This window comes from Pseudomonas urmiensis (genome assembly GCF_014268815.2).
Classification (GTDB): domain Bacteria; phylum Pseudomonadota; class Gammaproteobacteria; order Pseudomonadales; family Pseudomonadaceae; genus Aquipseudomonas; species Aquipseudomonas urmiensis.
In genome coordinates, this window is the sequence record NZ_JABWRE020000001.1 from 482,632 (window position 1) to 509,576 (window position 26,945).

The 26,945-nt window shown below is 63.3% G+C and carries 24 protein-coding genes; 16 read left to right on the forward strand and 8 right to left on the reverse strand.

Annotated elements, in window-relative coordinates; all coding sequences use genetic code 11:
* Window positions 1-22: 22 nt before the first annotated feature.
* The 5 genes from HU737_RS02145 to ydcS all read right to left on the reverse strand — a co-directional run bounded on the left by HU737_RS02145 (window position 23) and on the right by ydcS (window position 5,485).
* On the reverse strand, window positions 23-1,447 hold the full coding sequence (locus HU737_RS02145) for a gamma-aminobutyraldehyde dehydrogenase (protein WP_186555477.1): 1,425 nt from the start codon (window positions 1,445-1,447) through the stop codon (window positions 23-25).
* A gap of 17 nt (window positions 1,448-1,464) precedes the next feature.
* Window positions 1,465-2,271: an ABC transporter permease gene (locus tag HU737_RS02150; RefSeq protein ID WP_186555476.1), complete on the reverse strand. Its 807-nt coding sequence runs from the start codon at window positions 2,269-2,271 to the stop codon at window positions 1,465-1,467.
* Window positions 2,261-3,199: an ABC transporter permease gene (locus HU737_RS02155; protein ID WP_186555475.1), complete on the reverse strand. Its 939-nt coding sequence runs from the start codon at window positions 3,197-3,199 to the stop codon at window positions 2,261-2,263. Before HU737_RS02155 ends, HU737_RS02150 begins: the two co-directional genes overlap by 11 nt.
* A 1-nt stretch (window position 3,200) precedes the next feature.
* Window positions 3,201-4,241 carry an ABC transporter ATP-binding protein gene (locus tag HU737_RS02160; RefSeq protein ID WP_186555474.1) on the reverse strand — a complete coding sequence of 347 codons (1,041 nt, stop codon included), beginning with the start codon at window positions 4,239-4,241 and terminating at the stop codon, window positions 3,201-3,203.
* Window positions 4,242-4,333: 92 nt separating this feature from the next.
* Complete coding sequence (gene ydcS, locus HU737_RS02165; RefSeq protein WP_186555473.1) at window positions 4,334-5,485, reverse strand: putative ABC transporter substrate-binding protein YdcS; 1,152 nt, start codon at window positions 5,483-5,485, stop codon at window positions 4,334-4,336.
* Window positions 5,486-5,708: 223 nt separating this feature from the next.
* Between ydcS and HU737_RS02170 the strand changes: the two genes are divergently transcribed.
* The 15 genes from HU737_RS02170 to HU737_RS02240 all read left to right on the forward strand — a co-directional run bounded on the left by HU737_RS02170 (window position 5,709) and on the right by HU737_RS02240 (window position 21,782).
* A complete protein-coding gene (locus tag HU737_RS02170) occupies window positions 5,709-6,404 on the forward strand; it encodes a tellurite resistance TerB family protein (RefSeq protein ID WP_186555472.1) in 696 nt (231 codons plus the stop codon).
* 129 nt (window positions 6,405-6,533) lie between these two features.
* Window positions 6,534-8,156: a methyl-accepting chemotaxis protein gene (locus HU737_RS02175; RefSeq protein ID WP_186555471.1), complete on the forward strand. Its 1,623-nt coding sequence runs from the start codon at window positions 6,534-6,536 to the stop codon at window positions 8,154-8,156.
* A 5-nt stretch (window positions 8,157-8,161) separates the two neighbouring features.
* Window positions 8,162-8,683 carry a chemotaxis protein CheW gene (locus tag HU737_RS02180; protein ID WP_186555470.1) on the forward strand — a complete coding sequence of 174 codons (522 nt, stop codon included), beginning with the start codon at window positions 8,162-8,164 and terminating at the stop codon, window positions 8,681-8,683.
* Window positions 8,680-9,930 carry a CheR family methyltransferase gene (locus tag HU737_RS02185; RefSeq protein ID WP_186555469.1) on the forward strand — a complete coding sequence of 417 codons (1,251 nt, stop codon included), beginning with the start codon at window positions 8,680-8,682 and terminating at the stop codon, window positions 9,928-9,930. The genes HU737_RS02180 and HU737_RS02185 overlap by 4 nt, the downstream gene beginning before the upstream one ends.
* Window positions 9,927-10,592, forward strand: a complete 666-nt coding sequence (locus HU737_RS02190) for a chemotaxis protein CheW (RefSeq protein WP_186555468.1) — start codon at window positions 9,927-9,929, stop codon at window positions 10,590-10,592. Before HU737_RS02185 ends, HU737_RS02190 begins: the two co-directional genes overlap by 4 nt.
* Window positions 10,589-12,877 (forward strand): hybrid sensor histidine kinase/response regulator, encoded by a 2,289-nt coding sequence (locus HU737_RS02195; RefSeq protein ID WP_186555467.1) that lies wholly within the window; start codon window positions 10,589-10,591, stop codon window positions 12,875-12,877. The genes HU737_RS02190 and HU737_RS02195 overlap by 4 nt, the downstream gene beginning before the upstream one ends.
* A complete protein-coding gene (locus HU737_RS02200) occupies window positions 12,874-13,887 on the forward strand; it encodes a chemotaxis response regulator protein-glutamate methylesterase (RefSeq protein ID WP_186555466.1) in 1,014 nt (337 codons plus the stop codon). Before HU737_RS02195 ends, HU737_RS02200 begins: the two co-directional genes overlap by 4 nt.
* A 51-nt stretch (window positions 13,888-13,938) precedes the next feature.
* Entirely contained in the window at window positions 13,939-14,943 is a 1,005-nt protein-coding gene (gene wspR / locus HU737_RS02205) for a Wsp signal transduction system regulator diguanylate cyclase WspR (protein ID WP_186555465.1), read from the forward strand.
* Window positions 14,944-15,090: 147 nt separating this feature from the next.
* Window positions 15,091-16,186, forward strand: a protein-coding gene (gene prfB / locus HU737_RS02210) for a peptide chain release factor 2 (RefSeq protein ID WP_186555464.1) whose coding sequence is annotated in 2 segments (ribosomal slippage) — window positions 15,091-15,162 and window positions 15,164-16,186 — 1,095 coding nt in all. Because the reading frame shifts where the segments join, the coding sequence is not laid out codon by codon here.
* 91 nt (window positions 16,187-16,277) lie between these two features.
* The gene (gene lysS / locus HU737_RS02215; RefSeq protein WP_186555463.1) at window positions 16,278-17,780 is read left to right on the forward strand and encodes a lysine--tRNA ligase; all 1,503 of its coding nucleotides are present in this window, start codon (window positions 16,278-16,280) and stop codon (window positions 17,778-17,780) included.
* 186 nt (window positions 17,781-17,966) lie between these two features.
* Complete coding sequence (locus tag HU737_RS02220; protein WP_186555462.1) at window positions 17,967-18,683, forward strand: TetR/AcrR family transcriptional regulator; 717 nt, start codon at window positions 17,967-17,969, stop codon at window positions 18,681-18,683.
* Between the two features lie 29 nt (window positions 18,684-18,712).
* Window positions 18,713-19,264: a hypothetical protein gene (locus HU737_RS02225; protein ID WP_186555461.1), complete on the forward strand. Its 552-nt coding sequence runs from the start codon at window positions 18,713-18,715 to the stop codon at window positions 19,262-19,264.
* Between the two features lie 22 nt (window positions 19,265-19,286).
* Complete coding sequence (locus HU737_RS02230) at window positions 19,287-20,564, forward strand: flavohemoglobin expression-modulating QEGLA motif protein (RefSeq protein ID WP_186555460.1); 1,278 nt, start codon at window positions 19,287-19,289, stop codon at window positions 20,562-20,564.
* On the forward strand, window positions 20,536-21,459 hold the full coding sequence (locus HU737_RS02235; RefSeq protein ID WP_186555459.1) for an alpha/beta hydrolase: 924 nt from the start codon (window positions 20,536-20,538) through the stop codon (window positions 21,457-21,459). Before HU737_RS02230 ends, HU737_RS02235 begins: the two co-directional genes overlap by 29 nt.
* Window positions 21,456-21,782 (forward strand): PA3694 family proteiin, encoded by a 327-nt coding sequence (locus tag HU737_RS02240; protein WP_186555458.1) that lies wholly within the window; start codon window positions 21,456-21,458, stop codon window positions 21,780-21,782. The genes HU737_RS02235 and HU737_RS02240 overlap by 4 nt, the downstream gene beginning before the upstream one ends.
* A 267-nt stretch (window positions 21,783-22,049) precedes the next feature.
* Here the strand turns inward: HU737_RS02240 and lptF are convergent, their stop codons facing one another.
* The 3 genes from lptF to HU737_RS02255 form a co-directional block, all read right to left on the reverse strand.
* Window positions 22,050-22,838: a lipotoxin F family OmpA-related lipoprotein LptF gene (gene lptF / locus HU737_RS02245; RefSeq protein ID WP_186555457.1), complete on the reverse strand. Its 789-nt coding sequence runs from the start codon at window positions 22,836-22,838 to the stop codon at window positions 22,050-22,052.
* Between the two features lie 50 nt (window positions 22,839-22,888).
* Window positions 22,889-23,302: a DUF4398 domain-containing protein gene (locus HU737_RS02250; protein ID WP_186555456.1), complete on the reverse strand. Its 414-nt coding sequence runs from the start codon at window positions 23,300-23,302 to the stop codon at window positions 22,889-22,891.
* 285 nt (window positions 23,303-23,587) lie between these two features.
* Window positions 23,588-23,932, reverse strand: coding sequence for a pilin assembly protein (locus HU737_RS02255; protein WP_186555455.1), 345 nt, complete (start codon window positions 23,930-23,932; stop codon window positions 23,588-23,590).
* Window positions 23,933-24,221: 289 nt separating this feature from the next.
* Here HU737_RS02255 and ppc point away from each other — a divergent pair, with 289 nt between their 5' ends.
* Entirely contained in the window at window positions 24,222-26,849 is a 2,628-nt protein-coding gene (gene ppc, locus HU737_RS02260; RefSeq protein ID WP_186555454.1) for a phosphoenolpyruvate carboxylase, read from the forward strand.
* Window positions 26,850-26,945: the final 96 nt, after the last annotated feature.

Below are 26,945 nucleotides of genomic sequence, written 5' to 3' on the forward strand. Positions count from 1 at the left end.
GGGCAAACCCGCTCCTACAGAATCAATGCTTGAACATCACATGCCGCACGCAGGTGTAGTCCTCCAGCCCATACATCGACATGTCCTTGCCATACCCAGAATGCTTCTGCCCGCCATGGGGCATTTCGCTGACGAGCATGAAGTGGGTGTTGACCCAGGTGCAGCCATACTGCAAGCGCGCCGCAAAACGGTGGGCGCGGCCGCTGTCGCGGGTCCAGACTGAGGACGCCAGGCCGTACTCGGAGTCGTTGGCCCACGCCAGCGCCTGGGCCTCATCGCTGAAGCGGGTGACCGAGACCACCGGGCCGAACACTTCCTGGCGCACGATCTCGTCATCCTGCTGGGCATCGGCCAGCACCGTGGGCTCGAAGAAGAAGCCATCCCCAGGCAGCGATTTGCCGCCGGTGACCAGGCGGATGTGCGGCTGGGCAATGGCGCGTTGGACGATGCCGGCCACTTTGTCGCGATGCGACGCGCTGATCAGTGGGCCAAGCTCGGTGTCGGCGTCTTTCTGCAAGCCTGGCTTGATGCTCGCCACCGCTTGGCCGAGTCGTTCGACGAAGCGCTCATAAATGCCCTCCTGCACATACAGCCGGCACGCGGCAGTGCAATCTTGCCCGGCGTTATAGAAGCCAAAGGTGCGAATGCCTTCGATGGCCGCGTCCAGGTCGGCGTCATCGAAGACGATCACCGGGGCCTTGCCGCCCAGTTCCATGTGCATGCGTTTTACGCTATCGGCAGTAGCGCTGATGATGTGCGCGCCGGTGGGAATGGAGCCGGTCAGGGAAACCATCCGCACCCTGGGGTGGGTGACCAGCGGTGTGCCCACGGTCTGGCCACGGCCGAAAAGAATGTTCAGCACCCCTGCGGGCAGGATGTCCTGGGCCAGCTCGCCAAGGCGCAGGGCGGTCAACGGGGTGAGCTCGGAGGGTTTGAGCACCACGCTGTTGCCGGCGGCCAAGGCCGGGGCGATCTTCCAGGCCAGCATCATCAGCGGGTAGTTCCACGGCGCGATCGAGGCGACCACGCCGAGTGGGTCGCGGCGCACCATCGAGGTATGCCCGGGCAGGTATTCGCCTGCGGCCGAGCCGCCCAGGCAGCGGGCGGCGCCAGCAAAGAAGCGGAACACGTCGACGATCGCCGGGATTTCATCATTCAGCGCGGCGGCAAGCGGCTTGCCACAGTTCTGCGATTCAAGACCGGCAAGCTCCTCGCCATGCTGCTCGATGCTATCGGCCAGGGCCAGCAGCGCCAGGGAGCGGTCCCTGGGGCTGGTCTGCGACCAGTCGCTGAAGGCTTTGTCAGCGGCGCGCACGGCGCTGTCGACCTGGGCCTCGGTGGCCTCGTTGATCTGCGCCAGTGCGCTGCCGGTGGCCGGGTCGAGCACGGTCCAGGTCGGGCCTTCGCCCGCTACCAGGCGGCCGTTGATCAGCATGTGGGTTTGCATGGATGAGTCCTCCAAGGTCATTTGCCGCTGCCCGCAACGCTTTCGCCGCCGCGGGTCAGGTAATAGGCGCCGAGGATCGGCAGCATGGTCACCAGCATCACCAGCATGGCGACCACGTTGGTCACCGGCACATCACGCGGGCGGCTGAGTTGGTTGAGCAGCCAGATCGGCAGGGTGCGTTCGTGGCCGGCGGTGAAGGTGGTGACGATGATTTCGTCGAATGACAAGGCAAACGCCAGCATGCCGCCGGCCAACAGCGCCGAGCCGAGGTTGGGCAGGATGATGTAGCGAAAGGTCTGCCAGCCGTCGGCGCCCAGGTCCATCGACGCTTCGATCAGGTTCTGCGAGGTGCGCCGCAGGCGGGCGATGACGTTGTTGTAGACGATCACCACGCAGAAGGTCGCGTGGCCCACCACGATGGTGAAGATGCCCGGCTCGATGCCCAGGCTCTTGAACGCCGAGAGCAGCGCGATACCGGTGATGATCCCGGGCAGGGCGATGGGCAGGATCAGCAGCAGCGAAATGCTTTCTTTGCCAAAGAAGTTGCGTTTGTACAGTGCCGCCGAGGCCAGTGTGCCGAGCACCAGGGCGATGACGGTCGCCAGGCAAGCCACTTGCACCGACAGCTTGATCGCCTCGAGCACATCCGGGCGCGAGAATGCCACGGCGAACCACTTCAAGGTGAAGCCGCGTGGTGGGAAGCTGAACGCTGAATCTTCGGTATTGAAGGCGTAGAGCAGGATGATCAGGATCGGAAAATGCAGGAACAGCAATCCACCCCACGCCGCCAGGCGCAGGCTCAGCGAGGCTTTATCAGAGTGCATCGAAGGCCCCCAGGCGTTTGACCAGAGCCAGGTAGATCGCGATCAGCACGATCGGCACCAGGGTGAAGGCGGCGGCCATCGGCATGTTGCCGATGGCGCCTTGCTGGGCGTAGACCATGCTGCCAATGAAATAGCCTGGCGGGCCGATCAGTTGCGGCACGATGAAGTCGCCCAGGGTCAGCGAGAAGGTAAAGATCGAGCCTGCGGCAATCCCGGGCACCGACAGCGGCAGGATCACTTGGATAAAGGTTTGTCGCGGCTTGGCGCCCAGATCCGCCGAGGCCTGTAGCAAGGATGGCGGCAGGCGTTCGAGCGAGGCCTGGATCGGCAGGATCATGAACGGCAGCCAGATGTACACGAACACCATGAAGCGGCCCAGGTGTGACGTCGACAGGGTACTGCCGCCTACCCCAGGCACGCTCAGCACCAGCTGCAGCAGGCCATCCAGATGCAGCTGCTGGACAAACCATTGGGCCACTCCGCCCTTGGCCAGCAACAGGGTCCAGGCATAGGTCTTGACGATGTAGCTGGCCCACATCGGCATCATCACTGCGATGTAGAAAAACGCCTTGGTCTTGCCGCTGGTGTAGCGCGCCATGTAGTAGGCGATGGGGAAGGCCAGCACGGCGCTGGTCAGCGACACCGCCACGGCCATGCCCAGGGTGCGCAGGATGATATCGAGGTTGGCCGGGTTGAACAGCGCGGCGAAGTTGGCCAGGGTCAGGTCCGGCGTCACCGCCATGGTGAAGTCGTCGAAGGTGTAGAAACCTTGCCAGAGCAGGTTGAGCAGTGAGCCCAGGTAGACGGCGCCGAACCACAGCAGAGGCGGGATCAACAGCAGCACCAGATACAGGTTGGGCCGTCGATACAGCACATCGGACAAGCGCCGAAGGGCATGTGGATGCTGCTTGTCCAGCGCCAGGTTCATGCTACTGGCCCTCGACGAGGACGGTTTCCTTGAGGGCCGTCATCGCCTCCCGTGGCCAACGAACCTGCACCCGCTGCCCGGTCTGCCAGATCTGTGGATGCTGCTGCCACTGGTCATTGGCCTGGCTCACCGCCAGAAGTTGGCCGTTGTCCAGTTGCACTTCGTAGCGAGTGGCGCTGCCTTGGTACTGGATATCGTGCAGCAGTCCGCTGACCTGCACCTCATGGCTGGCGGCGCTCAGCTCATCCAGGCGAATGTGTTCAGGGCGGATGGAGAAGGGCGTCGGGCTGCCGTTTAGCTGCTCGGCCAGCGCGCCGCGCAGCACGTTGGAGGTGCCGACGAACTCGGCAACGAAGGTGGTCGCCGGCTTCATGTACAGGTTGCGTGGGCTATCCACCTGTTCGATGCGCCCGTGGTTGAACACCGCGACCCGATCGGACATCGACAGCGCTTCGGTCTGGTCGTGGGTGACGAATATGAAGGTAATGCCCAGTTGGCGCTGTAGCTTCTTCAGCTCGCCCTGCATCTGTTCGCGCAGCTTCAGATCCAGAGCGCCTAGCGGTTCATCGAGCAGCAGTACCCGCGGGCGATTGACCAGGGCGCGAGCGAGGGCAACGCGCTGGCGCTGGCCGCCAGACAACTGGGCGGGCTTGCGTTGGCCGTAGCCCTCCAGGGCCACCATCGCCAGGGCTTCGTCGGCGCGGGCGTGGCGTTGCTGTTTGCCGACCCCTTTGACCTTCAGGCCATAAGCGACGTTGTCGCGCACGTTCATGTGCGGGAACAGCGCATAGTCCTGGAATACGGTGTTGACGTCCCGCTGATAGGGCGGCACGCCCGCGGCTTCGATGCCGTGAATGCGGATCGAGCCGCTACTGGGCTGCTCGAAGCCGGCGATCAGGCGTAGGCAAGTGGTCTTGCCCGAGCCTGAGGGGCCGAGCATGGAGAAAAACTCGCCGTCTTCGATGTCGATGCTGACCTGGTCGACGGCCTTGACCTCAGCGAAGGTTCGCGAGACCTGGGTGAACTGGACGGCTAGTGGCATGGCGACTCCTGACGTCATCAGCACGCGATCCTTGTAGGCGCTGGCAAGCCCGCGCCTACAAGGATCGCTGGTAACGCAAACGCTGCGGCGCGCTAGCGGCCACCCATGATCGCGATGTAGTCCTGGGTCCAGCGGCTATAGGGGACAAATTTGCCGCCGGCAGCCTGCGGGGTCTTCCAGAAGGCAATCTTGTCGAAGTTGTCGAAACCATTGGTCTTGCAGCCTTCGGCGCCGAGCAGTTCACTGCCGGTACAGGCAGCCGGTACTGCCGGCAGCGAGCCGAACCAGGCCGCCACGTCGCCCTGCACCTTGGGTTGCAGTGACCAATCCATCCATTTGTAGGCGCAGTTGGGGTGCTTGGCCTGGCTGTGCAGCATGGTGGTGTCGGCCCAACCAGTGGCGCCTTCCTTGGGAATGGTCGAGGCCACCGGCTGGTTATCGGCTTTCAGGCTGTTGACCATGTAGCCCCAGGAGCTGGACGCGACTACACCTTCGTTCTTCACGTCGCTCATCTGCACCGTTGCATCGTGCCAATAGCGGTGCACCAGCGGTTGTTGCTTGCGCAGCAGATCGAGTACCGCCTGGTATTGGCTTTCGTTCAGCTCGTAGGGGTCCTGGATGCCCAGCGCGGGCTGGGTCGATTTCAGGTACAGGGCGGCGTCGGCAATGTAGATCGGCCCATCGTAGGCCTGCACCCGGCCTTTGTTCGGCTTGCCATCGGGCAACGCTTGCGGCTCGAACACCACGGCCCAGCTGGTCGGTGGCTGTTTGAACACGTTGGTGTTGTACAGCAGCACGTTCGGCCCCCACTGGTAGGGCGTGCCATAGACCTGCTGGTCGACCACGTACCAGCTGCCGTTCTGCAAGCGTGGGTCCAGATTCTTCCAGTTGGGGATCAGCGCGGTATTGATCGGCTGCACGCGTTTGCCGGCGATCAGCCGCAGCGAAGCATCGCCGGAGGCGGTGACCAGGTCGTAGCCACCTTTGGTCATCAGGCTGACCATCTCGTCGGAGGTGGCCGCCGTCTTGACGCTGACCTTGCAGCCGGTGTCCTTCTCGAAACCTGTGACCCAGTCGTAGGCTTTGTCGCTTTCACCACGCTCGATGTAGCCGGGCCAGGCAATGATATCGAGTTGTCCTTCACCGGCACCTACAGCCTGGAGCGGCTCGGCCGCCTGCAGGCTGGCGCTGGCCAGCAGGGCGCTGCTCAGGGCGCTGAGCAATGCGGTCTTGTGCACTGACATGGTGTTCCCTCTTGTTCGGATGTAGGGGCGGGCAGTCATCAAGAAAGCAGTGAAGCGATCGTTATAAGCGTAGTGCGGTTATCGCCGGCGCAGCGGATCGGCGATGTCGAGTCTAGTTGTGTTTTTGCCGGGGTATGCAACATCCGGAAGCAAATCCCCCCGTGGCGAACGGCCAGGCAAGCCTTACTCTGGGCGTTACCTTTCGCACCGTGGAGACTCGCGAATGAACACCCGGGGTTTGCTCGATCAACTGCTCAAGTCCGGCCAGGAACTGCTCGCCAAGCAAGCAGGCAAAGGCACCTCCAGCAAGCCAGGTTTGGGCGCTGGCGGCCTTGGCAGTCTGCTGTCCGGCGCTGGTGGGGGCGCGCTGGCGGGCAGCGCCATGGGCCTGCTGCTGGGCAACAAGAGCGCGCGCAAATACGGCGGCAAAGTCCTCACCTACGGTGGCCTGGCCGCGCTTGGCGTGTTGGCCTACAAGGCCTATGGCAACTGGCAGGCCAACCAGGCCGCCGGCCAACGTCACGAGCCACAAACGCTCGATCGGCTGCCGCCTGCCGAGGTCGAGCAACATAGCCAGGCGGTGCTGCGTGCACTGGTGGCAGCGGCCAAGTCCGACGGCCATATCGACGAGCGCGAGCGCGAGCTGATCGAGGGCGAATTCACCCGCCTCGATAACGATCGTGAGCTGCAACACTGGCTGCATGCCGAGCTGAACAAACCGCTGGATCCGGCCGAAGTGGCGCGCGCTGCGCAAACCCCGGAAATGGCCGCCGAGATGTACTTGGCCAGCGTGATGATGGTCGACCAGGAAAACTTCATGGAGCGCGCCTACCTGGACGAACTGGCTCGTCAGCTGCGCCTGGATCCGGCTTTGCGCCAGGAGCTGGAAAACCAGGTCAGGCTTGCTGCTGGTCAATAGCTAGGCATTTGGCCATCGTTGCGGGCATGCCAGCCCCAATCCTCTGCAATTGAGCTGCGAACGGCAAACCCGCCTGGGCTATACTTCGGCGATTTTTCCCCGCTCGCACTGAATTCTTGAGGGCTGAATGTGAAGAACTGGACCTTGCGCCAACGGATCCTGGCAAGTTTCGCCGTGATCATCGCCATTATGTTGCTGATGATCGTGGCCGCCTACTCACGCTTGGTGGCGATCTCGACCAGCGAAGAAGCGGTAGGGTCCGACAGCATTCCTGGGGTTTACTACAGCTCGATGATCCGCAGTGCCTGGGTCGACAGCTATGTCACCAGCCAGCAGTTGGTCGGCCTCTCCGATCACCGCGAAGTGACCTCGGCGGATCTGGAGCTGTTCAAGAGCTTCGATGACCGCCTCAAGCAACACATGGCCAGTTACCAATCGACCATTCGCACAGATGATGACCAGGCCAGCTTCAATGAGTTCGTGCGCCTGGAGCAGGACTACATCAAGTCCGTCGACCAGGTACTGGAAACCTACCGGCAGAAAAACTACGCCGAAGCCGAACGCCTGATCGCTGAAGTCCTGACGCCAGCGTGGGTGACTGGGCGCAAGCACCTCAACGGGGTGATCGAGCGCAATCGCGAGTCGGCCGACGCTGCCACCAACGAAATCGTCAGCGCCGTGGCCACCGCCAAGGGCAGCATGATCGTTTCGCTGGTGCTGGCAATCATTGCCGCCGGGATCTGCGGCTTGTTGCTGATGCGCGCCATCACCGCCCCGATGCAACGTATCGTCCACGCCCTCGACAAGCTGCGTTCCGGCGACCTGAGCATGCGCCTGAGCCTGGACCGCAAGGACGAGTTCGGCGCCATCGAGAGCGGCTTCAATGAAATGGCCGAGGCGCTGGCCAACCTAGTGTCCCAGGCCCAGCGTTCGTCGGTGCAGGTGACTACTTCGGTCACTGAAATCGCCGCCACCTCCAAGCAGCAGCAAGCTACCGCCACCGAGACCGCCGCTACCACGACCGAAATCGGCGCCACGTCCCGGGAAATCGCCGCGACCTCGCGTGACCTGGTACGCACCATGACCGAAGTCACCTCGGCCGCCGACCAGGCGTCGAGCCTGGCTGGCTCCGGCCAGCAAGGCCTGGCGCGGATGGAAGAAACCATGCACCAGGTAATGGGCGCTGCCGACCTGGTCAATGCAAAACTGGCAATCCTCAACGAGAAGGCCAGCAACATCAACCAAGTGGTGGTGACCATCGTCAAGGTCGCCGACCAGACCAACCTGCTGTCGCTCAATGCCGCCATCGAGGCGGAAAAGGCCGGTGAGTACGGCCGTGGTTTCGCCGTGGTCGCCACCGAAGTGCGCCGCCTGGCCGATCAAACCGCCGTAGCCACCTATGACATCGAGCAGATGGTGCGTGAGATCCAGTCGTCGGTGTCGGCCGGGGTCATGGGCATGGACAAGTTCTCCGAAGAAGTACGCCGCGGCATGTTCGAGGTGCAGCAGGTCGGTGAGCAGCTCAGCCAGATCATTCACCAGGTGCAGGCCTTGGCGCCGCGGGTGCTGATGGTCAATGACGGCATGCAGGCCCAGGCGACGGGGGCCGAGCAGATCAACCAAGCCCTGGCCCAGCTCAGTGATGCCAGCACGCAGACCGTCGAGTCGTTGCGCCAGGCCAGCTTTGCCATCGATGAGTTGAGCCAGGTGGCCGCCGGGCTGCGTGGCGGTGTGTCGCGCTTCAAAGTCTGACGAGCATGAACGACTTGCACCCCCGCGAGGAACAGGCCGCCAGCGCCAAGGGCGCCCTGTACCTGTTGTTTCGCATACAGGACCAACGCTTTGCCCTCGATGTGCGCGAGGTGGTCGAAGTGCTGCCGCGTCGTGCGCTCAAGCCGATTGCCCAGGCGCCGGCCTGGGTCGCGGGCATCCTCACCCATAGAGGCGCGCTGATCCCGGTGATCGACCTCGCGGCCCTGAGCTTTGCCACGCCTGCGCCGCTGCGCACCAGCACGCGGCTGGTAGTGGTGCATTATCGGGCTGATGCCCGTCGCCCTGACCTGCACCTTGGCCTGATCCTGGAGCAGGCCACCGATACCTTGCGTTGTCAGCCCGACGAGTTCCGCCCCTATGGCCTGGACAACGCCGATGCGCCTTACCTGGGCCCGGTGCGCCAGGACGCCCAAGGCTTGTTACAGCGCATCCAGCTCGATGACCTGTTGTCCGATGACGTGCGTCGGCTGTTGTTTCCTGAGCAGCCAGGGCAGGTGCTGGCATGATCGAGCAGCGGTTTTTCCGGTTCTTGCAAGAGCGCATTGGCCTGGATGTCGAGTCGGTTGGCGCGCCGATGGTCGAGCGCGCCTTGCGCCAGCGCTGCGCGGCCTTGGCGGCAAACGGTCTGGACGATTACTGGGTCCGCTTGCAGCAGTCGGCAGAGGAGCAGCAAGCCCTGATCGAGGCGGTGATCGTTCCGGAAACCTGGTTCTTTCGCTATCCGGAGTCGTTCGCGGCGTTGGTCGGCCTGGCCCATAAGCGCCTGGCCGAACTGGCCGGAGCCAGGCCGCTGCGCATCCTCAGCCTGCCGTGTTCGACCGGTGAAGAGCCTTACTCGATTTCCATGGCGCTGCTCGACAGCGGCATGAGCCCGTCGGCGTTCGGCATTGACGGCCTCGATATCAGCCCCATCTCGGTGGCCAAGGCGCAGCAGGCTGTCTACGGACGAAACTCGTTCCGCGGCAGTGACCTGGCTTTTCGCCAACGGCACTTCACTGAGCGTGACGAGGGCCATCAGCTGGATGAGCGGGTATGTCAGCAGGTTCGCTTGCAGGTGGGCAATGTGCTCGATCCGCAGCTCAAGCGCCGCGAGGGGCAATACGATTTCGTGTTTTGCCGCAACTTGCTGATCTATTTCGATGTGCCGACCCAGCGTCGGGTGTTCGAGGTGCTCAAGCAATTGACTCATGCCCAGGGCGTCTTGTTTATCGGCCCCGCTGAGGGCAGTTTGCTGGCGCGGCTGGGCATGCGGCCCGTGGGCATCGCCCAGTCGTTCGCCTATGTTCGCCAGCAGGAAAGTGCAGCGCTGGCGGTGAGCAAACCGCTGCCGGTTACCCGCGCGCAGCCGGCGCCGTTAGCTGCCCCGCGAGCGCCTGCACCTGCGCCACGGCCGTTGCGTTCGGTAGCTGCGCCCAGCGCTGCGCAGCCTGCGCAAGACAAGGATGATTTACTGGCGGCCATCGCCCGTCAGGCCAACGCTGGCGACAGCGAGCAGGCCCGCGCCAACTGTGCGCGCTACTTGCAGCTATTTGCGCCGACCGCGCAGGTCTATTACTGGCTGGGTTTGCTCAGCGACACCGAGGGCAACAGCCAGGATGCGCTGATCCATTACCGCAAGGCCTTGTACCTTGAGCCGCAGCACCCTGAGGCGTTGATCCATCTGGCGGCCTTGCTGGCCTCGCAAGGGGATATTGCGGGCGCTCGCCGCCTGCAAGAGCGAGCCGCCCGGGTCGGACGGGAGTCTGAACGATGAGTTTTGCCAGCCATATGCCGCTGGTCCGACAGGACGACGAGCAGATCGACGATTGCTGGAACCGCATTGGCGTGCACGGCACCAAGCAATGCCCGTTGCTGGAGCGGCATATCCATTGCCGCAACTGCGAGGTCTACGCCTCGGCCGCCACCCGTCTGCTCGACCGCTATGCCTTGATGCAAGACGAGCAGGTTGATAGCGCCGCGCCAGTGGTGGAGAACCTCGGCCGCTCACTGCTGCTGTTCCGCCTGGGTGAAGAATGGCTGGCCCTGGCCACGGCGTGCCTGGCGGAAATCGCGCCACTGCAGCCGGTCCACTCCCTGCCGCACCAGCGCTCGCGTGTTTTGCAAGGCGTGGCCAACGTGCGCGGTGCGCTGGTGCCGTGTCTGTCGCTGGCCGATCTGCTGGGCATCGAAGTGCTGCCGGCCCAGGAGCGCAGTGGCCGAGTCATGCCTCGCATGCTGATCCTGGCTGCCGAAGGCGGTTCGGTGGTGGTGCCGGTGGACGAGATCGATGGCATCCATCGCCTGGATGTCGAGCACCTCAACGACGGCCAGGATGCCGCTCACTTCACCGCTGCGGTGCTGCAGTGGCGCGGGCGCAGTGTCAGGGTGCTGGATGCGCAACATCTACTGTCTGCCGTGAAGCGGAGCCTGTCATGACCCCAGAGCAAATGCGCGACGCTTCGCTGCTCGAACTGTTCGCCCTGGAGGCCGAGGCCCAGACTCAGGTGCTCAGTGCCGGGCTGATGGCGCTGGAGCGCAATCCAACCCAGGCCGATCAACTGGAAGCCTGCATGCGCGCTGCCCATTCGCTCAAGGGCGCTGCGCGGATCGTGGGGATCGATGCCGGAGTCAGCGTTGCCCACGTCATGGAAGATTGCCTGGTGGCCGCCCAGGAAGGCCGTCTGCGCCTGCGCCCGGAGCACATCGACGCGCTGCTCAAAGGCACCGACCTGCTGTTGCACATCGCCACGCCCGGCGATCCTGCCGGTGAGGCGGCGGTGCCGGGTTTCCTGGTGCAAATGGCGATGTTGCTCGATCCAAATGCGGCGCCTGCCCAACTCAGTGCAGCCGTTGCGCCTACGCCTGCCGAGCCGGTTGCTGCACCGCCGCCGCTCATCGAGCCAGTGCTCGCCGCTGAACCGCTAGGCGATGACGCAACGGCGCGTAGAACCGGCAAGCGCGCTAGCGAAGGCAGCGAGCGGGTACTGCGGGTCACCGCCGATCGATTGAACAGCTTGCTCGACCTGTCGAGCAAATCGCTGGTGGAAACCCAGCGTCTGAAACCTTATCTAGCCAGCCTGCAGCGCCTCAAGCGCATGCATGGCCAGGGTATGCGCGCCCTCGATGGCTTGAAGGCCGAGCTCGAAGGCAGTGGCCAGAGCCCGGAAGTGCTCGACGCCTTGGCACAAACCCAGCGCCTGCTGGGCGAGACCCAGCAGATCTTGCAGCAGCAGGCCGCCGAGCTGGATGAGTTCGGCTGGCAGGCCAGCCAGCGTGCGCAGAACCTGTACGACACGGCGCTGGCGTGCCGCATGCGCCCCTTCGCCGATGTGCTGGCCGGACAGAGCCGTATGGTTCGTGACCTTGGCCGTTCGCTGGGCAAGCAGGTGCAGTTGCAGATCGAAGGCGAAAAGACCCAGGTCGACCGCGACGTGCTGGAAAAACTCGAAGCGCCGCTGACCCACCTGCTGCGTAACGCCGTCGACCACGGTATCGAGTTGCCAGAACGGCGCCTGCTGGCCGGCAAGCCGGGCGACGGGGTGATTCGCTTGCGCGCCTCGCACCAGGCCGGGTTGTTGATTGTTGAACTCAGCGACGACGGCGCAGGCATCGATCTGGAGCGCTTGCGCCAGAGTATCGTCGAGCGCGCCCTGTCGCCGGCTGAAACGGTGGCGCAGATGAGCGAGGCCGAACTGCTGACCTTCCTGTTCCTGCCCGGCTTCAGCCTGCGCGACAAGGTCACCGAAGTCTCCGGGCGCGGGGTCGGCCTGGACGCTGTCCAGCACATGGTTCGCGAGCTGCGTGGCTCGATCGAATTGACCCAGGTCGCTGGGCAAGGTTGCTGTTTCCACCTCGAAGTGCCGCTGACCCTGTCGGTTGTGCGCAGCCTGGTGGTCGAGGTCGGCGGCGAGGCCTATGCGTTCCCGCTGGCGCATATCGAACGTACCCTGGATGTGCCCAGCGAAGCCATTGTGCAGATCGAGGGGCGACAGCACTTCTGGCACGAGCAGCGCCATATTGGCCTGGTTGCGGCCAGTCAGTTGCTCAACCGCCCGGCAGGGCAGGGTGAGCAGGGCAGCATCCGCGTGGTGGTGATCCGCGAGCGTGACCAGCTGTATGGCGTGGCAGTGGAGCGGCTGATCGGTGAACGGGTGCTGGTAGTGATGCCGCTCGACCCGCGCCTGGGCAAGATCCAGGACATTTCCGCTGGCGCCTTGCTCGACGACGGCTCGGTGGTGCTGATCGTCGATGTCGAGGATCTGCTGCGCTCGGTGGAAAAGCTGCTCACCACGGGCCGTCTGGAACGTATCGAGCGTGGCGGCCAGCCGCTCAAAGGGGCGGCCCGCAAGCGCGTGCTGGTGGTCGACGACTCGCTGACCGTGCGTGAGCTGCAACGCAAGCTGCTGGGTAATCGCGGTTATGACGTGGCCGTTGCTGTCGATGGCATGGACGGCTGGAACGCGCTGCGCGGGGAGGACTTCGACCTGTTGATCACCGACATCGACATGCCGCGCATGGATGGCATCGAGCTGGTGACCCTGGTACGCCGCGACCAGCGCCTGCAATCGCTGCCGGTCATGGTGGTGTCCTACAAGGACCGCGAAGAAGATCGCCGGCGTGGACTGGATGCCGGGGCCGACTACTATTTGGCAAAGGCCAGTTTCCATGACGATGCTCTGCTGGACGCAGTGGTCGAGTTGATCGGAGGTGCACAGGGATGAAGATCGCCATCGTCAACGACATGCCCATGGCCGTAGAGGCCTTGCGCCGGGCATTGGCCTTTGAGCCCGCGCATCAGGTGATCTGGGTCGCGGCCAATGGCGCAGAAGCCGTGCAGCGCTGCGCCGAGCAGACCCCAGACCTGATTCTGATGGACCTGATCATGCCGGTGATGGACGGGGTCGAGGCGACTCGACGGATCATGGCCGAGACGCCGTGTGCCATTGTCATCGTCACGGTCGATCGCAAGCAGAACGTACACCGGGTGTTCGAAGCCATGGGCCACGGCGCCCTGGATGTGGTCGACACCCCGGCCTTGGGCGCAGGCGATGCCCGCGAGGCGGCCGCGCCGCTATTACGCAAGATTCTCAATATTGGCTGGCTGATCGGCCAACAACGGGCCAGCACGCCACGGCCGGTCGCCGCGCCGCTGCGCGAGGCGTCCCAACGGCTGGGGCTGGTTGCGATCGGCTCGTCGGCGGGTGGCCCGGCTGCCCTGGAGATATTGCTCAAGGGCCTGCCGAAGAACTTCCCCGCGGCGATCGTGCTGGTCCAGCATGTCGATCAGGTGTTCGCCGCAGGCATGGCCGAATGGCTCAGCAGCGCCTGCGGGCTGGTGGTGCGCCTGGCTCGCGAAGGCGAGCCGCCACAGCCTGGGCAGGTGCTGTTGGCCGGCACCAATCACCATATCCGCCTGATGAAGGGCGGCCAGTTGGCCTACACTGCCGATCCAGTGGATGAAATCTACCGGCCTTCGATCGATGTATTCTTTGAAAGCGTGGCTCGCTACTGGAGTGGCGATGCCGTTGGCGTGCTGCTCACCGGCATGGGCCGCGACGGTGCCCAAGGCCTAAAAATGATGCGCCAGCAAGGTTTTCTCACCATCGCCCAGGACCAGCAGAGCAGCGCGGTGTACGGCATGCCCAAGGCGGCTGCGGCGATCGACGCTGCGGTGGAGATCCGTCCTCTGGAGCGGATTGCCGGGCGACTGATGGAAATTTTTTCGAAATGACGATATGTATTGAACCACGCCGCCTGGCCGGCAGTGACCTGGTGAATAGGCATGAATGATCTACCGATCGAAGGTTTCACGACCAGCAACGAGAATTCGGCGATGGTCCTGCTGGTCGACGATCAGGCCATGATCGGTGAAGCGGTACGCCGTGGCCTGGCCCATGAAGAGAACATCGACTTTCACTTCTGCGCCGACCCGCACCAGGCCGTGGCCCAAGCGATGCGCATCAAGCCGACGGTGATTCTCCAGGACCTGATCATGCCGGGCCTGGATGGCCTGACCCTGGTGCGCGAGTACCGTAATAACCCGGCCACCCAGGACATTCCAATCATCGTCCTGTCGACCAAGGAAGATCCACTGGTCAAGAGCGCGGCGTTCGCCGCCGGCGCTAACGATTACCTGGTCAAGCTGCCCGATACCATCGAGTTGGTGGCGCGGATTCGCTATCACTCGCGCTCGTACCTGACCCTGTTGCAGCGCGACGAGGCCTATCGGGCCTTGCGCGTCAGCCAGCAACAACTGCTCGACACCAATTTGATGCTGCAGCGGCTGATGAACTCCGATGGCCTGACCGGGCTGTCCAATCGCCGCCATTTCGACGAATACCTGGAGCTTGAGTGGCGCCGGGCGATGCGCGAGCAGCAGCAGATATCCCTGCTGATGATCGACGTCGACTACTTCAAACTCTACAACGACAGTTTCGGCCATTTGGCCGGAGACGAAGCCTTGCGCCAGGTGGCCGAGGCTATTCGTGGCTCGTGCTCGCGACCGACCGATCTGCCGGCGCGCTATGGCGGCGAGGAGTTCGCCCTGGTGCTACCCAATACTTCCCCAGGCGGCGCGCGGCTGATCGCCGAGAAGCTGCGTCAGACCGTGCATGGCCTGAATATTCCCCATTGCGCCCCTGAAACTGACGCGCGCCTGACTGTCAGCATCGGCCTGGCGACCCTGACCCCGAGCATTGGCAGTCATTGCCGGCAGTTGATCTCGGCGGCGGACAAGGGCTTGTATCTGGCCAAGAACAGTGGGCGCAATCAGGTCGGCATCGCCTGATTGCCCCACGATTGGGCCAGCACGTGCAACCTGGGCTGGAAAAAACCGGCACGCAAGCCAAACCCACCGCCCGGCGGGTCTGCCGCCATGGGACAGACTCGTTTATACTCACCGGCTTTTCACCGAATTCGCGCGAGTAGCCTGCCCATGGAAATCCAACCGATCCTGAACACCATCAAGGACCTCACCGAGCGTTCCCAGTCTATTCGGGGGTATCTTTGACTACGATCACAAAGCTGATCGCCTGATCGAAGTCAACCGCGAGCTGGAAGACCCGGCCGTCTGGAACAAGCCCGAGTACGCCCAGGCCCTGGGCCGCGAGCGTGCCATGCTGGCGCAGGTGGTCGAGACCCTGGACAAGATGTCCAACGGCCTGGCCGACTGCCAGGACCTGCTCGACATGGCCGTCGAGGAAAATGACGAAGGCGCCGTGAGCGACGTCGTGACCGAGCTGGAAGGCCTGGAAGAAAGCCTGGCCCAGCTTGAGTTCCGTCGCATGTTCAGCGGTGAGATGGACATGAACAACGCCTACCTGGATATCCAGGCTGGCTCCGGCGGTACCGAAGCGCAGGACTGGGCCAACATCCTCCTGCGCATGTACCTGCGCTGGGCCGACAAGCGCGGTTTCGACGCCACCATCATCGAGCTTTCCGAGGGTGAAGTCGCCGGCATCAAAGGCGCCACCGTGCATATCAAGGGCGAGTACGCCTTCGGCTGGCTGCGCACCGAAATCGGCGTGCACCGTCTGGTGCGCAAGAGCCCGTTCGACTCCGGCGCCCGTCGGCACACCTCGTTCTCGGCGGTGTTCGTCTCGCCTGAGATCGACGACAAGGTCGAGATCGAGATCAACCCGTCCGACTTGCGTATCGACACCTACCGCTCCTCCGGTGCCGGCGGTCAGCACGTGAACACCACCGACTCGGCGGTGCGTATCACCCACGTGCCGACCAACACCGTGGTGGCCTGTCAGAACGAACGTTCCCAGCACGCCAACAAGGACACCGCCATGAAAATGCTGCGGGCCAAGTTGTACGAACTGGAGATGCAAAAGCGCAATGCCGCCTCGCAGGCGCTGGAAGACAGCAAGTCGGACATCGGCTGGGGCCACCAGATCCGCTCCTATGTACTCGATGACTCGCGTATCAAGGACCTGCGTACCGGCGTCGAGCGCAGCGACTGCAACAAGGTCCTCGACGGCGACATCGACCAGTACCTGGAAGCGAGCCTGAAGCAGGGGCTGTAAGCCACACCACCGCCGCGATGCCCGGCCGCCTGCCGGCATCGCGCGCCCTGCCCGAAAAGGGCAATGAATACCTGATGGAAAGAATGACGACATGAGCGATCTGAAGACCGAAGCGCAAGACCTGCAACAGGAAGAAAACACCCTGATCGCCCTGCGCAAGGAAAAACTTGCCGCAGAACGTGCGAAGGGTCAGGCCTTCCCCAACGACTTCCGCCGCGACAGCTACTGCAATGACCTGCAGAAGCAATACGTCGACAAGACCAAGGAAGAGCTGGAAGCTGCAGCGATCCCGGTCAAGGTCGCCGGTCGCATCATGCTCAACCGTGGCTCGTTCATGGTTATCCAGGACATGACCGGTCGCATCCAGGTCTACGTCAACCGCAAGACCCTGCCTGAAGAAACCCTGGCTGCCGTGAAAACCTGGGACCTGGGCGACATCATCGCCGCCGAAGGTACCCTGGCCCGTTCCGGCAAGGGCGACCTGTACGTCGAAATGACCAACGTGCGCCTGCTGACCAAGTCGCTGCGCCCGCTGCCGGACAAGCACCACGGCCTGACCGACACCGAGCAGCGCTATCGCCAGCGCTACGTCGACCTGATGGTCAACGAAGAAACCCGCCACACCTTCCGTGTGCGTTCGCAGGTGATCTCGCACATCCGTAAGTTCCTCATCGAGCGCGACTTCCTCGAAGTCGAAACGCCGATGCTGCAGACTATCCCTGGTGGTGCCGCGGCCAAGCCGTTCGAGACCCATCACAACGCGCTGGACATGGCCATGTTCCTGCGCATCGCGCCTGAGCTGTACCTCAAGCGCCTGGTGGTCGGTGGCTTCGAGAAGGTCTTCGAGATCAACCGCAACTTCCGTAACGAAGGCGTTTCGACCCGGCACAACCCCGAGTTCACCATGCTCGAGTTCTACCAGGCCTACGCCGACTACAACGACAACATGGACCTCACCGAAGAGCTGTTCCGCGAGCTGGCGCAGCTGGTGCTGGGGACCACCGACGTGCCGTACGGCGACAAGGTGTTCCACTTCGGCGAGCCGTTCGTGCGCCTGTCGGTGTTCGACTCGATCCTCAAGTACAACCCAGAGCTCACCGCCGCCGACCTCCAGGACGTCGACAAGGCCCGCGCCATCGCCAAGAAAGCCGGCGCGAAGGTGCTTGGCCACGAAGGCCTGGGCAAGCTGCAGGTGATGATTTTCGAAGAGCTGGTCGAGCACAAGCTGGAGCAGCCGCACTTCATCACTGAATACCCGTTCGAGGTCTCGCCGCTGGCCCGTCGCAACGACGAAAACCCAGCCGTGACCGACCGCTTCGAGCTATTCATCGGTGGCCGCGAGATCGCCAATGCCTACTCCGAGCTCAACGATGCCGAAGACCAGGCCGAGCGCTTCCTGGCCCAGGTGGCCGAGAAGGACGCCGGTGACGACGAAGCCATGCACTACGACGCCGACTTCGTGCGTGCGCTGGAGTACGGCATGCCGCCGACCGCGGGTGAAGGTATCGGCATCGACCGTTTGGTGATGCTGCTGACCAACTCACCGTCGATTCGCGATGTGATCCTGTTCCCGCACATGCGTCCGCAGGCCTGAGTGATCTGAACAAGCCGCCTTATTAGGCGGCTTTTTCTTGCCTTGAGTCTTAGCGTGCCGGTGCCGTCTCTATCGCGGGGCAAGCCCGCTCCCACGTAGTTCGCTGCTGATGTTGATTACGTGGGAGCGGGCTTGCCCCGCGATAGAGACGGCACAGACAACATTCAACTTTAAGAGGTACCCACTGTGACACCAGCAAACGCCCAACAAGGCGCGGCCGGCGTGGCCAGCGCTGTCGCCGAGAGCGTGCAGTACCAAGGGCGCAAGACTAGCCGCCAGGGCAGCGAGCAGCGCCGCCAGTTGATTCTCGACGCGGCCATGCGCATCGTCGTGCGTGATGGCGTGCGCGGCGTGCGTCACCGCGCGGTGGCAGCCGAGGCTGGGGTGCCGCTGTCGGCCACTACCTATTACTTCAAGGACATCGAAGACCTGCTCACCGACACCTTCGCCCAGTACGTCGAGCGCAGCGCCGCCTACATGGCCAAGCTGTGGTCCAACACCGAAGTAGTGTTGCGCCAGCTGCTGGCGCAGGGTGATGGCAGCGCGCAATCACGCGCGCGGCTGGTCGACGAAGTGGCGCGCATGACCGCCGATTACGTCAGTCGCCAACTGCATAACCGGCGTGACTTCCTCATGGCCGAGCAGGCTTTTCGCCAAGAGGCGCTGTTGTGCCCGCGTTTGGCTGACTTGGTCCGCGCTCATGAGCAGATTCTTCTGCATGGCGCGCGGCAGATGCTCCAGGTGGTCGGCTCGCGTCAGCCGGAACAGGACGCCCAGATGTTGACGGCGATTATCGAGCAGATGGAATATCAGGGCCTGCTCATGGATGCGAATGCGCAAGCCGATGGGCAGATGCTCGCTATCCTTACCCGGTACTTGCACCTGGTGCTGGCCTCGGCCTAGGTAGCGACCGACTTTTCAAGGAGAACCTGATGAAAGCCTGGCGTGTGGTGTTGTTGACGTTGTCATTCCTGCTGCTGGGCGGTTGTCTGGTGACCTTCGGTGATCCACTCCCCGCTAATCAGGCGGCGCCCAAGGCCCTGCTGGGCAATTGGAGCAGCAAAGATGCCTGGGGACAGCCGCTGAAGCTGGCGATCAGTCGCGCCGGGGGCAACACCTACAAGGCGGTGGCGCGCGCACAAGGCAAGCCGGCTGAGGAGTACGCCTTCACCGTTGCCCGCCACGGCAACCGCTGGTATCTCTCAGCCGGTGTTCCCAAGCGGCTGGGGGGCAATTTCCTGATTGGCGGTTTCGAGGTCAGCCAGGACGGCAAGGACCTGGTGATCTACAACCTCGATGTCGATCAGGTACAGCAGGCTGTACAGAAAAAGGAACTGACCGGGCGTAGTACCGAAGTGCCGGAAGACAATGGCCCCGGCGTGCTGATCGACAGCCCGACCGAGCGCGTCCTGGCCTACCTGGACGATCCGGCCAACTCCGATCTGTTCGTCGAAGTGGCGCGCTTCCAGCGCGCTGGCAAGTAATAGCCGATACAAGGAATTCGGTGTGGACGAGTACCAGCAGACTATCCGTGCGTTGTCCGACCGTATTGTCGCCGCGCAAACCCCAATTCGCGTGCTCGATGCCGTGAAGTGGGATGACAGCATCCGCCAGGGCTTTCTCAAGACCAAGGGCAAGGAGCCACCGGCGGTGGACCGAGCCTATTACCAGTCGCGGCCGCTGTCGTTCGATTCTGCTGCACTGAAAGCAGAGTTCCAGAACATCGAACGGGATATCACCCGTCAGCTCGGCCAGTTCAACCCGGTCGGGCAGATCATGCGGCGCATGTGCAAGGAGTATCGCATGGTCGTGCGCATGCTCGAAGCGCGCGGCACCGAAGACTTCGGCTTGATCTCCCAGGAGCTGTATGGCGCCGCTTCCGATGCCTTCCATGCCGGCGACCCGACCCTGGCTGACCTGGGCCTGATGCTCTCGGACTACCTGAACAACATCGATGGCCGGGGCGATCTGAAAGACGAGCCGAAGAACCTGACTGCCAAGGAGGCGGTGGATATTCTCCAGCGCCGCCTGAACAAGGTCTTCGGTGAGGCCGAAAGCACCATTCGTGTGTTCGAGTCCGACGGCATCGTCGCTGACGCTGCGGCCGGCGCCGACTACATCAAGGTGCGCGCCGATGCCATGTTCAACAGCCGCGACGTGCGCGCGCTGGAGGTCCACGAGGGGCTGGTGCACGTCGGCACCACGCTCAATGGCTTGAACCAGCCAATCTGCACCTTCCTGGCCAAGGGTCCGCCCTCGTCGACGGTGACCCAGGAAGGCCTGGCGATCCTCATGGAGGTGATTGCCTTTGCCTCTTATCCCAGCCGTCTGCGCAAGTTGACCAACCGCACCCGCGCCATCCATATGGTCGAGGAGGGCGCAGACTTCATGCAGGTCTATGAGTTCTTCCGCGGCCAGGGCTTCGAGATCGGCCAGAGCTACAGCAATGCCAGCCGGGTATTTCGCGGCTCGGTGCCAAATGGCCTGCCATTCACCAAGGACTTGTCCTACCTCAAGGGTTTCATCATGGTTTACAACTACATTCAGTTGGCCGTGAAGAAGGGCAAGCTCGAGCAGATTCCGTTGCTGTTCTGCGGCAAGACCACCTTGGAAGACATGCGCACCCTGCGCCAACTGGTCGAGGAAGGCCTGGTCGAGCCGCCCAAGTACCTGCCTGAGCAGTTCCGCGACCTCAACGCGCTGTCGGCCTGGATGTGCTTCTCCAACTTCCTCAACCACCTGAGCCTGGATCGCATTGAAGCCGACTACGCGAACATTCTCTGAGGCCAGGCGCGGCCTGCTCCTTGGCTGGTTGCTGTTGGCCCTGAGCGGTTGCAGCAGCCTGCTGTTCTATCCAGAGCCCGGCCAGCCGTTCACCCCGGAGCGGGCCAAGTTGGCCTATCGCGACGTGACCCTGACCACCGCCGATGGCGTGCGCCTGCATGGCTGGTGGTTGCCGGCCAAGGCGGGGGTCGAGGTCAAGGGAACGGTACTGCACCTGCACGGCAATGGCGGCAACCTGCCCTTGCATTTAGGTGGCAGCTACTGGCTGCCGGAGCAGGGTTATCAGGTGCTGATGATCGATTACCGCGGCTATGGACTGTCCCAGGGCACGCCGAGCCTGCCCGAGGTCTACCAGGACATCGCGGCGGCCATGGCCTGGTTGGAGCAGGCCCCTGAGGTGCGCGGCAAGCCGCTGGTGCTGCTGGGCCAGAGCCTGGGCGGCGCCATGGCCATTCATTACCTGGCGGCGCATCCCGAGCAGCAACAGCGCTTCAGTGCCCTGGTGTTCGATGGAGTGCCGGCCAGTTACCGCGCGGTCGGCCGCTTCGCCCTGAGCACCTCGTGGCTGACCTGGCCGTTACAGGTGCCGCTGTCCTGGCTGGTGCCGGACGGTGACAGTGCGATTCGCTCCATCGAGCACGTGCAGAGCCCGCCGAAACTGTTCTTCCACAGCATCGATGACAACCTGGTGCCGATGGACAACGGCATCCGCCTGTATCAGCACGCTCCACCACCGCGGGTGCTGCAACTGACCCGAGGCGGCCATGTGCAGACCTTCGCCGACCCGACCTGGCGCCAGGTAATGCTGCGCTTCATGGACGACCCCAGCCATTTCAACGGCCTGCGCCGCTTGGCCGAAGTGCCCAACTACCCTGACGAGAAGAACCAGCAATGAGTGAAGAACGCAACGCCATCCCGCTGATCCTGACCGGTGTCGGCAGCATCATCGTGACGGTTGGGGCTCTGTGGTATTACGGCTACCTGCATTTCGCCAAGCCTGAGGATGCCCTGCTGTTGCAGGACTACACCATGCTCAAGACCGTGCCCGGCGAGGATTACAAGGTGTCGTTGGACGCAGCGCCGCAGGTGGCGCAATGCGTGGATGGTGTACTGGTGTTGTTCGATACCCAGCAAAAAGGCCTGACTGGCGTGCTGGTGGACAACCGCAAGCGCGCGGTGCGCTGCATGGGCGAAGAGACGCCGCAGCAGGTTCAGTGATTGGTGAGTTGCTTGGGCATGTCCAAGTGGATGCCTCGACTCTCAGCGCTCACCCCAAAAAGCGACATCAAAGCTTAAAGCTATCCAGTGAAGATTTTGGGGCCGTTTTGCAGCCCTTCGCGGGCAAGCCCGCTCCCACAGGGATAGCGCCGCTCTAACGGTCGGCGCCGTACCTGTAGGAGCGGGCTTGCCCGCGAAGGGCTGCAAAGCGGCCCCAAAACATCAGTGAACAGCTTTACGCCGTGGTTTTCGTTCGTGCACCAAGCGTTACTGCGCTTGGCTCACGGTACGCGGTGCCACTGGCTGGTTGTCGTTGGAGATGGTCACCTCCACCCGACGGTTCTGGGCGCGGCCTGAGTTGCTGGAGTTCTCCGCTACCGGGTACTCCTTGCCATACCCCTGGGCAACGATGCGCGCTGGGTCGACGCCAGCACGTACCAGGGCCATGCGTACGGCTGCGGCGCGGCGCTCAGACAGGGTCTGGTTGTAGTTGGCCGAACCGACGCTGTCGGTGTAGCCCTCGACGATCACCTTGCGCTCAGGATTCTCCTGAAGGAACTGGGCCAGCTTGGTCACGTTGGGCAGGGCGCTGCTCTTGAGCTCGGCTTTGTTGAAGTCGAACAGCACGTCGCCGAAGGTCACCAGGGTGCCGCGGTCGGTCTGCTTGGCGTTGAGGCTGTCCTGCAGCTTTTTGATCTGTGCATCGCGGGCATCCAGGCGAGCCTGGGCGCGCTGGGCAGAGGCGTTTTTCAGCTCGCCTTCGGCTGCACGCAGGGCAATCGTCTGCTTGGCCACTTCAACCCGTTGGTTGGTCAGGTAGGCCAGTTGGTCGACCTTCTTGTCGTTCTCGCGGTCCATGTAGGCTTTGTCGGCTTTGTTCAGCCAGTCCTGGGCGTCCTTGGTTTCCAGGGCGGCCAGTTTGCTCGACTGCGGGTCGCTTTGCAGCGCCGAGAAGTTGGTGCGGGCCGATTCCAGGTTGGCGTTCGGGTCATGCGAGCAGGCGGCAAGGCCAACGCTCAGGGCCAGCAGGGCGGGGATCATGACGTAGTTGCGCATAATGTTCATCCTTTGATCAGTTACGAAGGCTCAGGGAATGCTGGGCAGGCTCATTCGGCGCTGCGCAGACCTTCCTCACGCAAGTCCTGGACGCCCTGGCGGGAGTCCTGCACGGCCTTCTGGGCCTTGGCCGCTTGCGCCTTGCGCTCGGCGACACGCGCGTCCCACTCGGCCTGTTCGGCGAGCAGCTTGGCTTCGTCGTACTTCTTGTCGTGCATGGCGATTTCGGCTTGCTTGAACTTGTCCTGCGCCGCCTTCATTTCCACGGCTGCGAACTCGGTGCCACCGGCACTGACAGCGGAGTTCACCGCCGATTGAGTCACGGCATATTGCTCACTTGGCGGCTTGCCCGCGCAACCGGCCAGTACCAGGCTGCTGCCCAGGGCCAGCGCGGCCAGCTTGAGCCCGCGCAAGTGAGTGGATGAGGTTGGCGAAGTGCGGGTCTTCATGTTGGTCAGCTCCATTGGATCACTCCTGATAACAATGTCCGTAGCAGTCCATCGCCTATTCCCTGACAGTGCGCGCATTTCAGCTGAACTGTACACAGCCAACTGTGTGCAGGGTTTTAGCGTGATGGCTATTTGGTCGGACCGGAGCGTTTTTCCAATAGTTCAGAAAAAAATACCTAGGCTTGGCAAGTATTTTTCTGACTGATCAGTCAGCGTGGTGGGCGGGGGTGTTGGTCGCGAGTGGCGGGCAAGCTTGCGCCCGCACGGCAGCGCACAGCCGTGTGGTGCGCAAGCAAAGCGTCAGTTGCCGGGCTCTTCAGCGGTGTTGCTGAGGTCATGCAAGTGACGCCGTGACAGGGCCAGGAAACGCGGGGTCGGGCCGATGTCTTCGTACAGCGGGTCGCCCTCTTCATCGGTGGCAATCACCTGTCGGCCCTGGACATAGGGGAAGCTGGCCTCCAGCTCTTCAAGGGCGCAGGCGACCAGTTCGCCGAGCAGTTCTTCGGCGGTGCGTTTGGGGTACATGTCGATCAGCGCGGCCAGTCGTGCTTCGGACTCAAGGTCCAGATGCAACACATGGCTGGTGGGGCTCAAGCTGCCGGCGGCGTTCTGTTCCCAGTGCTGGGCGAGTTCGCGGATTTTCATGGTGACCTCGTGTGGACGTCGTTTTCAGGGCCGCTGCGGCTCATCGCCGGCGAGCCAACTCCTACAAGGTCTGCGCTGTTTGTGTAGGAGCTGGCCTGCCGGCGATGGGCTGCGCAGCAGCCCCCTACGATGATGAAGCCTCAAAAGGGGCAGTTAGTGGACTGCCCTGCATTCACTTTAGTTGCTAACCCCGCCGCAGGCTTGCCTTGTGCGGGTTGCTATGGGCACTCTTGGCTACGTGCAGTTTCCTGAGCGGAGCGCGGAGCAACCGCGCCACAGAGAGGGCCTGATGACCGATATCGATGTTCGCTTGCGTGAAGATGTCCATCTGTTGGGGGAGTTGCTCGGCGAAACCATTCGCCAGCAGCACGGCGATGCCTTTGTGCAGAAGATCGAGGACATTCGCCACAGCGCCAAGGCTGATCGGCGTGGCGGCGCCGAGCAGCTGAGCTCGACCCTGGATGATTTGGCCGACGAAGAGCTGCTGCCGGTGGCGCGCGCCTTCAACCAGTTCCTCAACCTGGCCAACATCGCTGAGCAGTATCAGCTGATTCACCGCCGCGAAGCCGGCCAGCCAGAGCCTTTCGAGGCGCGGGTACTGCCCGAGTTGCTGGCGCGCCTCAAGCAAGCGGGACACAGCCATGACGCCCTGGCCCGCCAGCTGGCCAAGCTGGACATCCAGTTGGTGCTCACCGCTCATCCCACCGAAGTTGCCCGGCGGACCCTGATCCAGAAATACGATGCCATCGCCGCTCAGTTGGCTGCGCAAGATCACCGCGACTTGACCCCTGCCGAGCGCCAGCAGATTCGCGAGCGCCTGCGCCGGTTGATCGCCGAAGCCTGGCACACCGAAGAAATCCGCCGCACCCGACCCACCCCAGTGGACGAGGCCAAGTGGGGTTTTGCAGTGATCGAGCATTCGCTGTGGCAGGCGATCCCCAGCCACTTGCGCAAGGTCGACAAGGCGCTGTTCGAGGCCACCGGCCTGCGCCTGCCGCTGGAGGCGGCGCCGATTCGTTTTGCCTCGTGGATGGGCGGCGATCGCGACGGCAACCCCAACGTCACTGCCAGCGTGACCCGCGAAGTGTTGTTGCTGGCGCGCTGGATGGCCGCCGATTTGTTCCTGCGCGATATCGATTACCTGGCCGCAGAGTTGTCGATGCAGCAAGCCAGCGACCCTTTGCGCGAGCGGGTCGGTGACAGCGCCGAGCCCTATCGCAGCCTGCTCAAGCAACTGCGTGATCGCCTGCGTGCAACGCGCGCCTGGGCGCATGCATCACTGACCAGCAGCCAGCCGGCCAGTGCCGAGGTGCTGGTCGATACACGTGAGCTGATCGAGCCACTGCAGCTGTGCTACCACTCGCTGCATGAGTGCGGCATGGGCGTGATCGCCGATGGTCCGCTGCTTGACTGCCTGCGTCGGGCAGTGACGTTTGGCCTGTTCCTGGTGCGCCTGGATGTGCGCCAGGATGCTGCCCGTCATCGTGATGCCCTGTCGGAAATCACCGACTACCTAGGTCTTGGCCGCTACGCCGACTGGAACGAAGAGCAGCGTATCGAGTTTCTCCAGGCCGAGCTGAACAACCGTCGGCCGTTGTTGCCTGCTCACTTCAAGCCCCAGGCAGACACTGCCGAGGTGCTCAACACCTGCCGGGAAATCGCCGCGGCGCCTGCCGCCTCACTCGGCTCTTACGTCATCTCCATGGCGGGCGCGGCGTCGGATGTACTGGCGGTGCAGTTGCTGCTCAAAGAAGCCGGCCTGACCCGGCCGATGCGTGTGGTGCCGTTGTTCGAGACCCTGGCCGACCTCGATAACGCGGGGCCGGTGATGCAGCGCCTGCTCGGTTTGCCGGGTTACCGCGCCGGGCTGCGTGGGCCGCAGGAGGTGATGATCGGTTACTCCGATTCGGCCAAGGACGCTGGCACCACGGCGGCGGCCTGGGCCCAGTACCGCGCTCAGGAAAACCTGGTGCGCATCTGTCGCGAGCACCAGGTCGAGCTGCTGTTGTTCCATGGCCGCGGTGGCACCGTTGGCCGTGGTGGCGGCCCGGCGCACGCGGCGATCTTGTCGCAACCCCCGGGCTCGGTGGCGGGTCGTTTCCGTACGACCGAACAGGGCGAGATGATTCGCTTCAAGTTCGGCCTGCCGGGCATCGCCGAACAAAACCTCAACCTTTATCTAGCGGCCGTGCTCGAAGCGACCCTGTTACCGCCGCCGCCGCCGGAACCTGCCTGGCGCGAGGTGATGGACCAGCTTGCCGCCGATGGGGTCAAGGCCTACCGCGACGTGGTGCGGGAGAACCCCGACTTCGTCGAGTACTTCCGCCAGTCGACCCCTGAACAGGAGCTGGGCCGCCTGCCATTGGGCAGTCGCCCGGCCAAACGCCGCGCGGGTGGCATTGAAAGCCTGCGGGCCATTCCGTGGATCTTCGGCTGGACGCAAACCCGGCTGATGCTGCCAGCCTGGCTAGGCTGGGAAACCGCGCTGAGCAATGCCTTGGCCCGTGGCCAGGGCGAACTGTTGGCGCAGATGCGTGAGCAGTGGCCGTTCTTCCGCACCCGGATCGACATGCTGGAAATGGTCCTGGCCAAGGCCGATGCACAAATCGCCGAGGCCTACGACCAACGTCTAGTGCAACCCGACTTGCTCCCTTTGGGTGCGCAGCTGCGCGACCTATTGTCGCAGTCCTGCCAGGTGGTGCTGAGTCTGACCGGGCAGCCGGTGCTACTGGCGCACAGCCCTGAGACGCTGGAATTCATCAGCCTGCGCAACACCTACCTGGACCCGCTGCATCGGCTCCAGGCCGAGCTGCTGGCGCGCTCGCGCAGCCGCCAAGCCGCTCTGGACAGCCCGTTAGAGCAGGCCTTGCTGGTCACTGTGGCGGGCATTGCCGCCGGCCTGCGCAACACCGGTTAAGCGGCGCCTGGCCAGCCGCGGGTCTGGCCCAGTGCCGGGTCAGGCCTGGGGCGAGGAGGGAGGTTGCGCTGGGCGCAACCCCTGCGGCGGCAGGTC

What these genes read in the sequence shown, in the direction of transcription:
- HU737_RS02145 (WP_186555477.1), bottom strand. Translation starts at nt 1,447, where the DNA reads ATGCAAACCCACATGCTGATCAACGGCCGCCTGGTAGCGGGCGAAGGC.
- HU737_RS02150 (WP_186555476.1), bottom strand. Translation starts at nt 2,271, where the DNA reads ATGCACTCTGATAAAGCCTCGCTGAGCCTGCGCCTGGCGGCGTGGGGT.
- HU737_RS02155 (WP_186555475.1), bottom strand. Translation starts at nt 3,199, where the DNA reads ATGAACCTGGCGCTGGACAAGCAGCATCCACATGCCCTTCGGCGCTTG.
- HU737_RS02160 (WP_186555474.1), bottom strand. Translation starts at nt 4,241, where the DNA reads ATGCCACTAGCCGTCCAGTTCACCCAGGTCTCGCGAACCTTCGCTGAG.
- ydcS (WP_186555473.1), bottom strand. Translation starts at nt 5,485, where the DNA reads ATGTCAGTGCACAAGACCGCATTGCTCAGCGCCCTGAGCAGCGCCCTG.
- HU737_RS02170 (WP_186555472.1), top strand. Translation starts at nt 5,709, where the DNA reads ATGAACACCCGGGGTTTGCTCGATCAACTGCTCAAGTCCGGCCAGGAA.
- HU737_RS02180 (WP_186555470.1), top strand. Translation starts at nt 8,162, where the DNA reads ATGAACGACTTGCACCCCCGCGAGGAACAGGCCGCCAGCGCCAAGGGC.
- HU737_RS02185 (WP_186555469.1), top strand. Translation starts at nt 8,680, where the DNA reads ATGATCGAGCAGCGGTTTTTCCGGTTCTTGCAAGAGCGCATTGGCCTG.
- HU737_RS02190 (WP_186555468.1), top strand. Translation starts at nt 9,927, where the DNA reads ATGAGTTTTGCCAGCCATATGCCGCTGGTCCGACAGGACGACGAGCAG.
- HU737_RS02195 (WP_186555467.1), top strand. Translation starts at nt 10,589, where the DNA reads ATGACCCCAGAGCAAATGCGCGACGCTTCGCTGCTCGAACTGTTCGCC.
- HU737_RS02200 (WP_186555466.1), top strand. Translation starts at nt 12,874, where the DNA reads ATGAAGATCGCCATCGTCAACGACATGCCCATGGCCGTAGAGGCCTTG.
- wspR (WP_186555465.1), top strand. Translation starts at nt 13,939, where the DNA reads ATGAATGATCTACCGATCGAAGGTTTCACGACCAGCAACGAGAATTCG.
- lysS (WP_186555463.1), top strand. Translation starts at nt 16,278, where the DNA reads ATGAGCGATCTGAAGACCGAAGCGCAAGACCTGCAACAGGAAGAAAAC.
- HU737_RS02225 (WP_186555461.1), top strand. Translation starts at nt 18,713, where the DNA reads ATGAAAGCCTGGCGTGTGGTGTTGTTGACGTTGTCATTCCTGCTGCTG.
- HU737_RS02240 (WP_186555458.1), top strand. Translation starts at nt 21,456, where the DNA reads ATGAGTGAAGAACGCAACGCCATCCCGCTGATCCTGACCGGTGTCGGC.
- lptF (WP_186555457.1), bottom strand. Translation starts at nt 22,838, where the DNA reads ATGCGCAACTACGTCATGATCCCCGCCCTGCTGGCCCTGAGCGTTGGC.
- HU737_RS02250 (WP_186555456.1), bottom strand. Translation starts at nt 23,302, where the DNA reads ATGGAGCTGACCAACATGAAGACCCGCACTTCGCCAACCTCATCCACT.
- HU737_RS02255 (WP_186555455.1), bottom strand. Translation starts at nt 23,932, where the DNA reads ATGAAAATCCGCGAACTCGCCCAGCACTGGGAACAGAACGCCGCCGGC.
- ppc (WP_186555454.1), top strand. Translation starts at nt 24,222, where the DNA reads ATGACCGATATCGATGTTCGCTTGCGTGAAGATGTCCATCTGTTGGGG.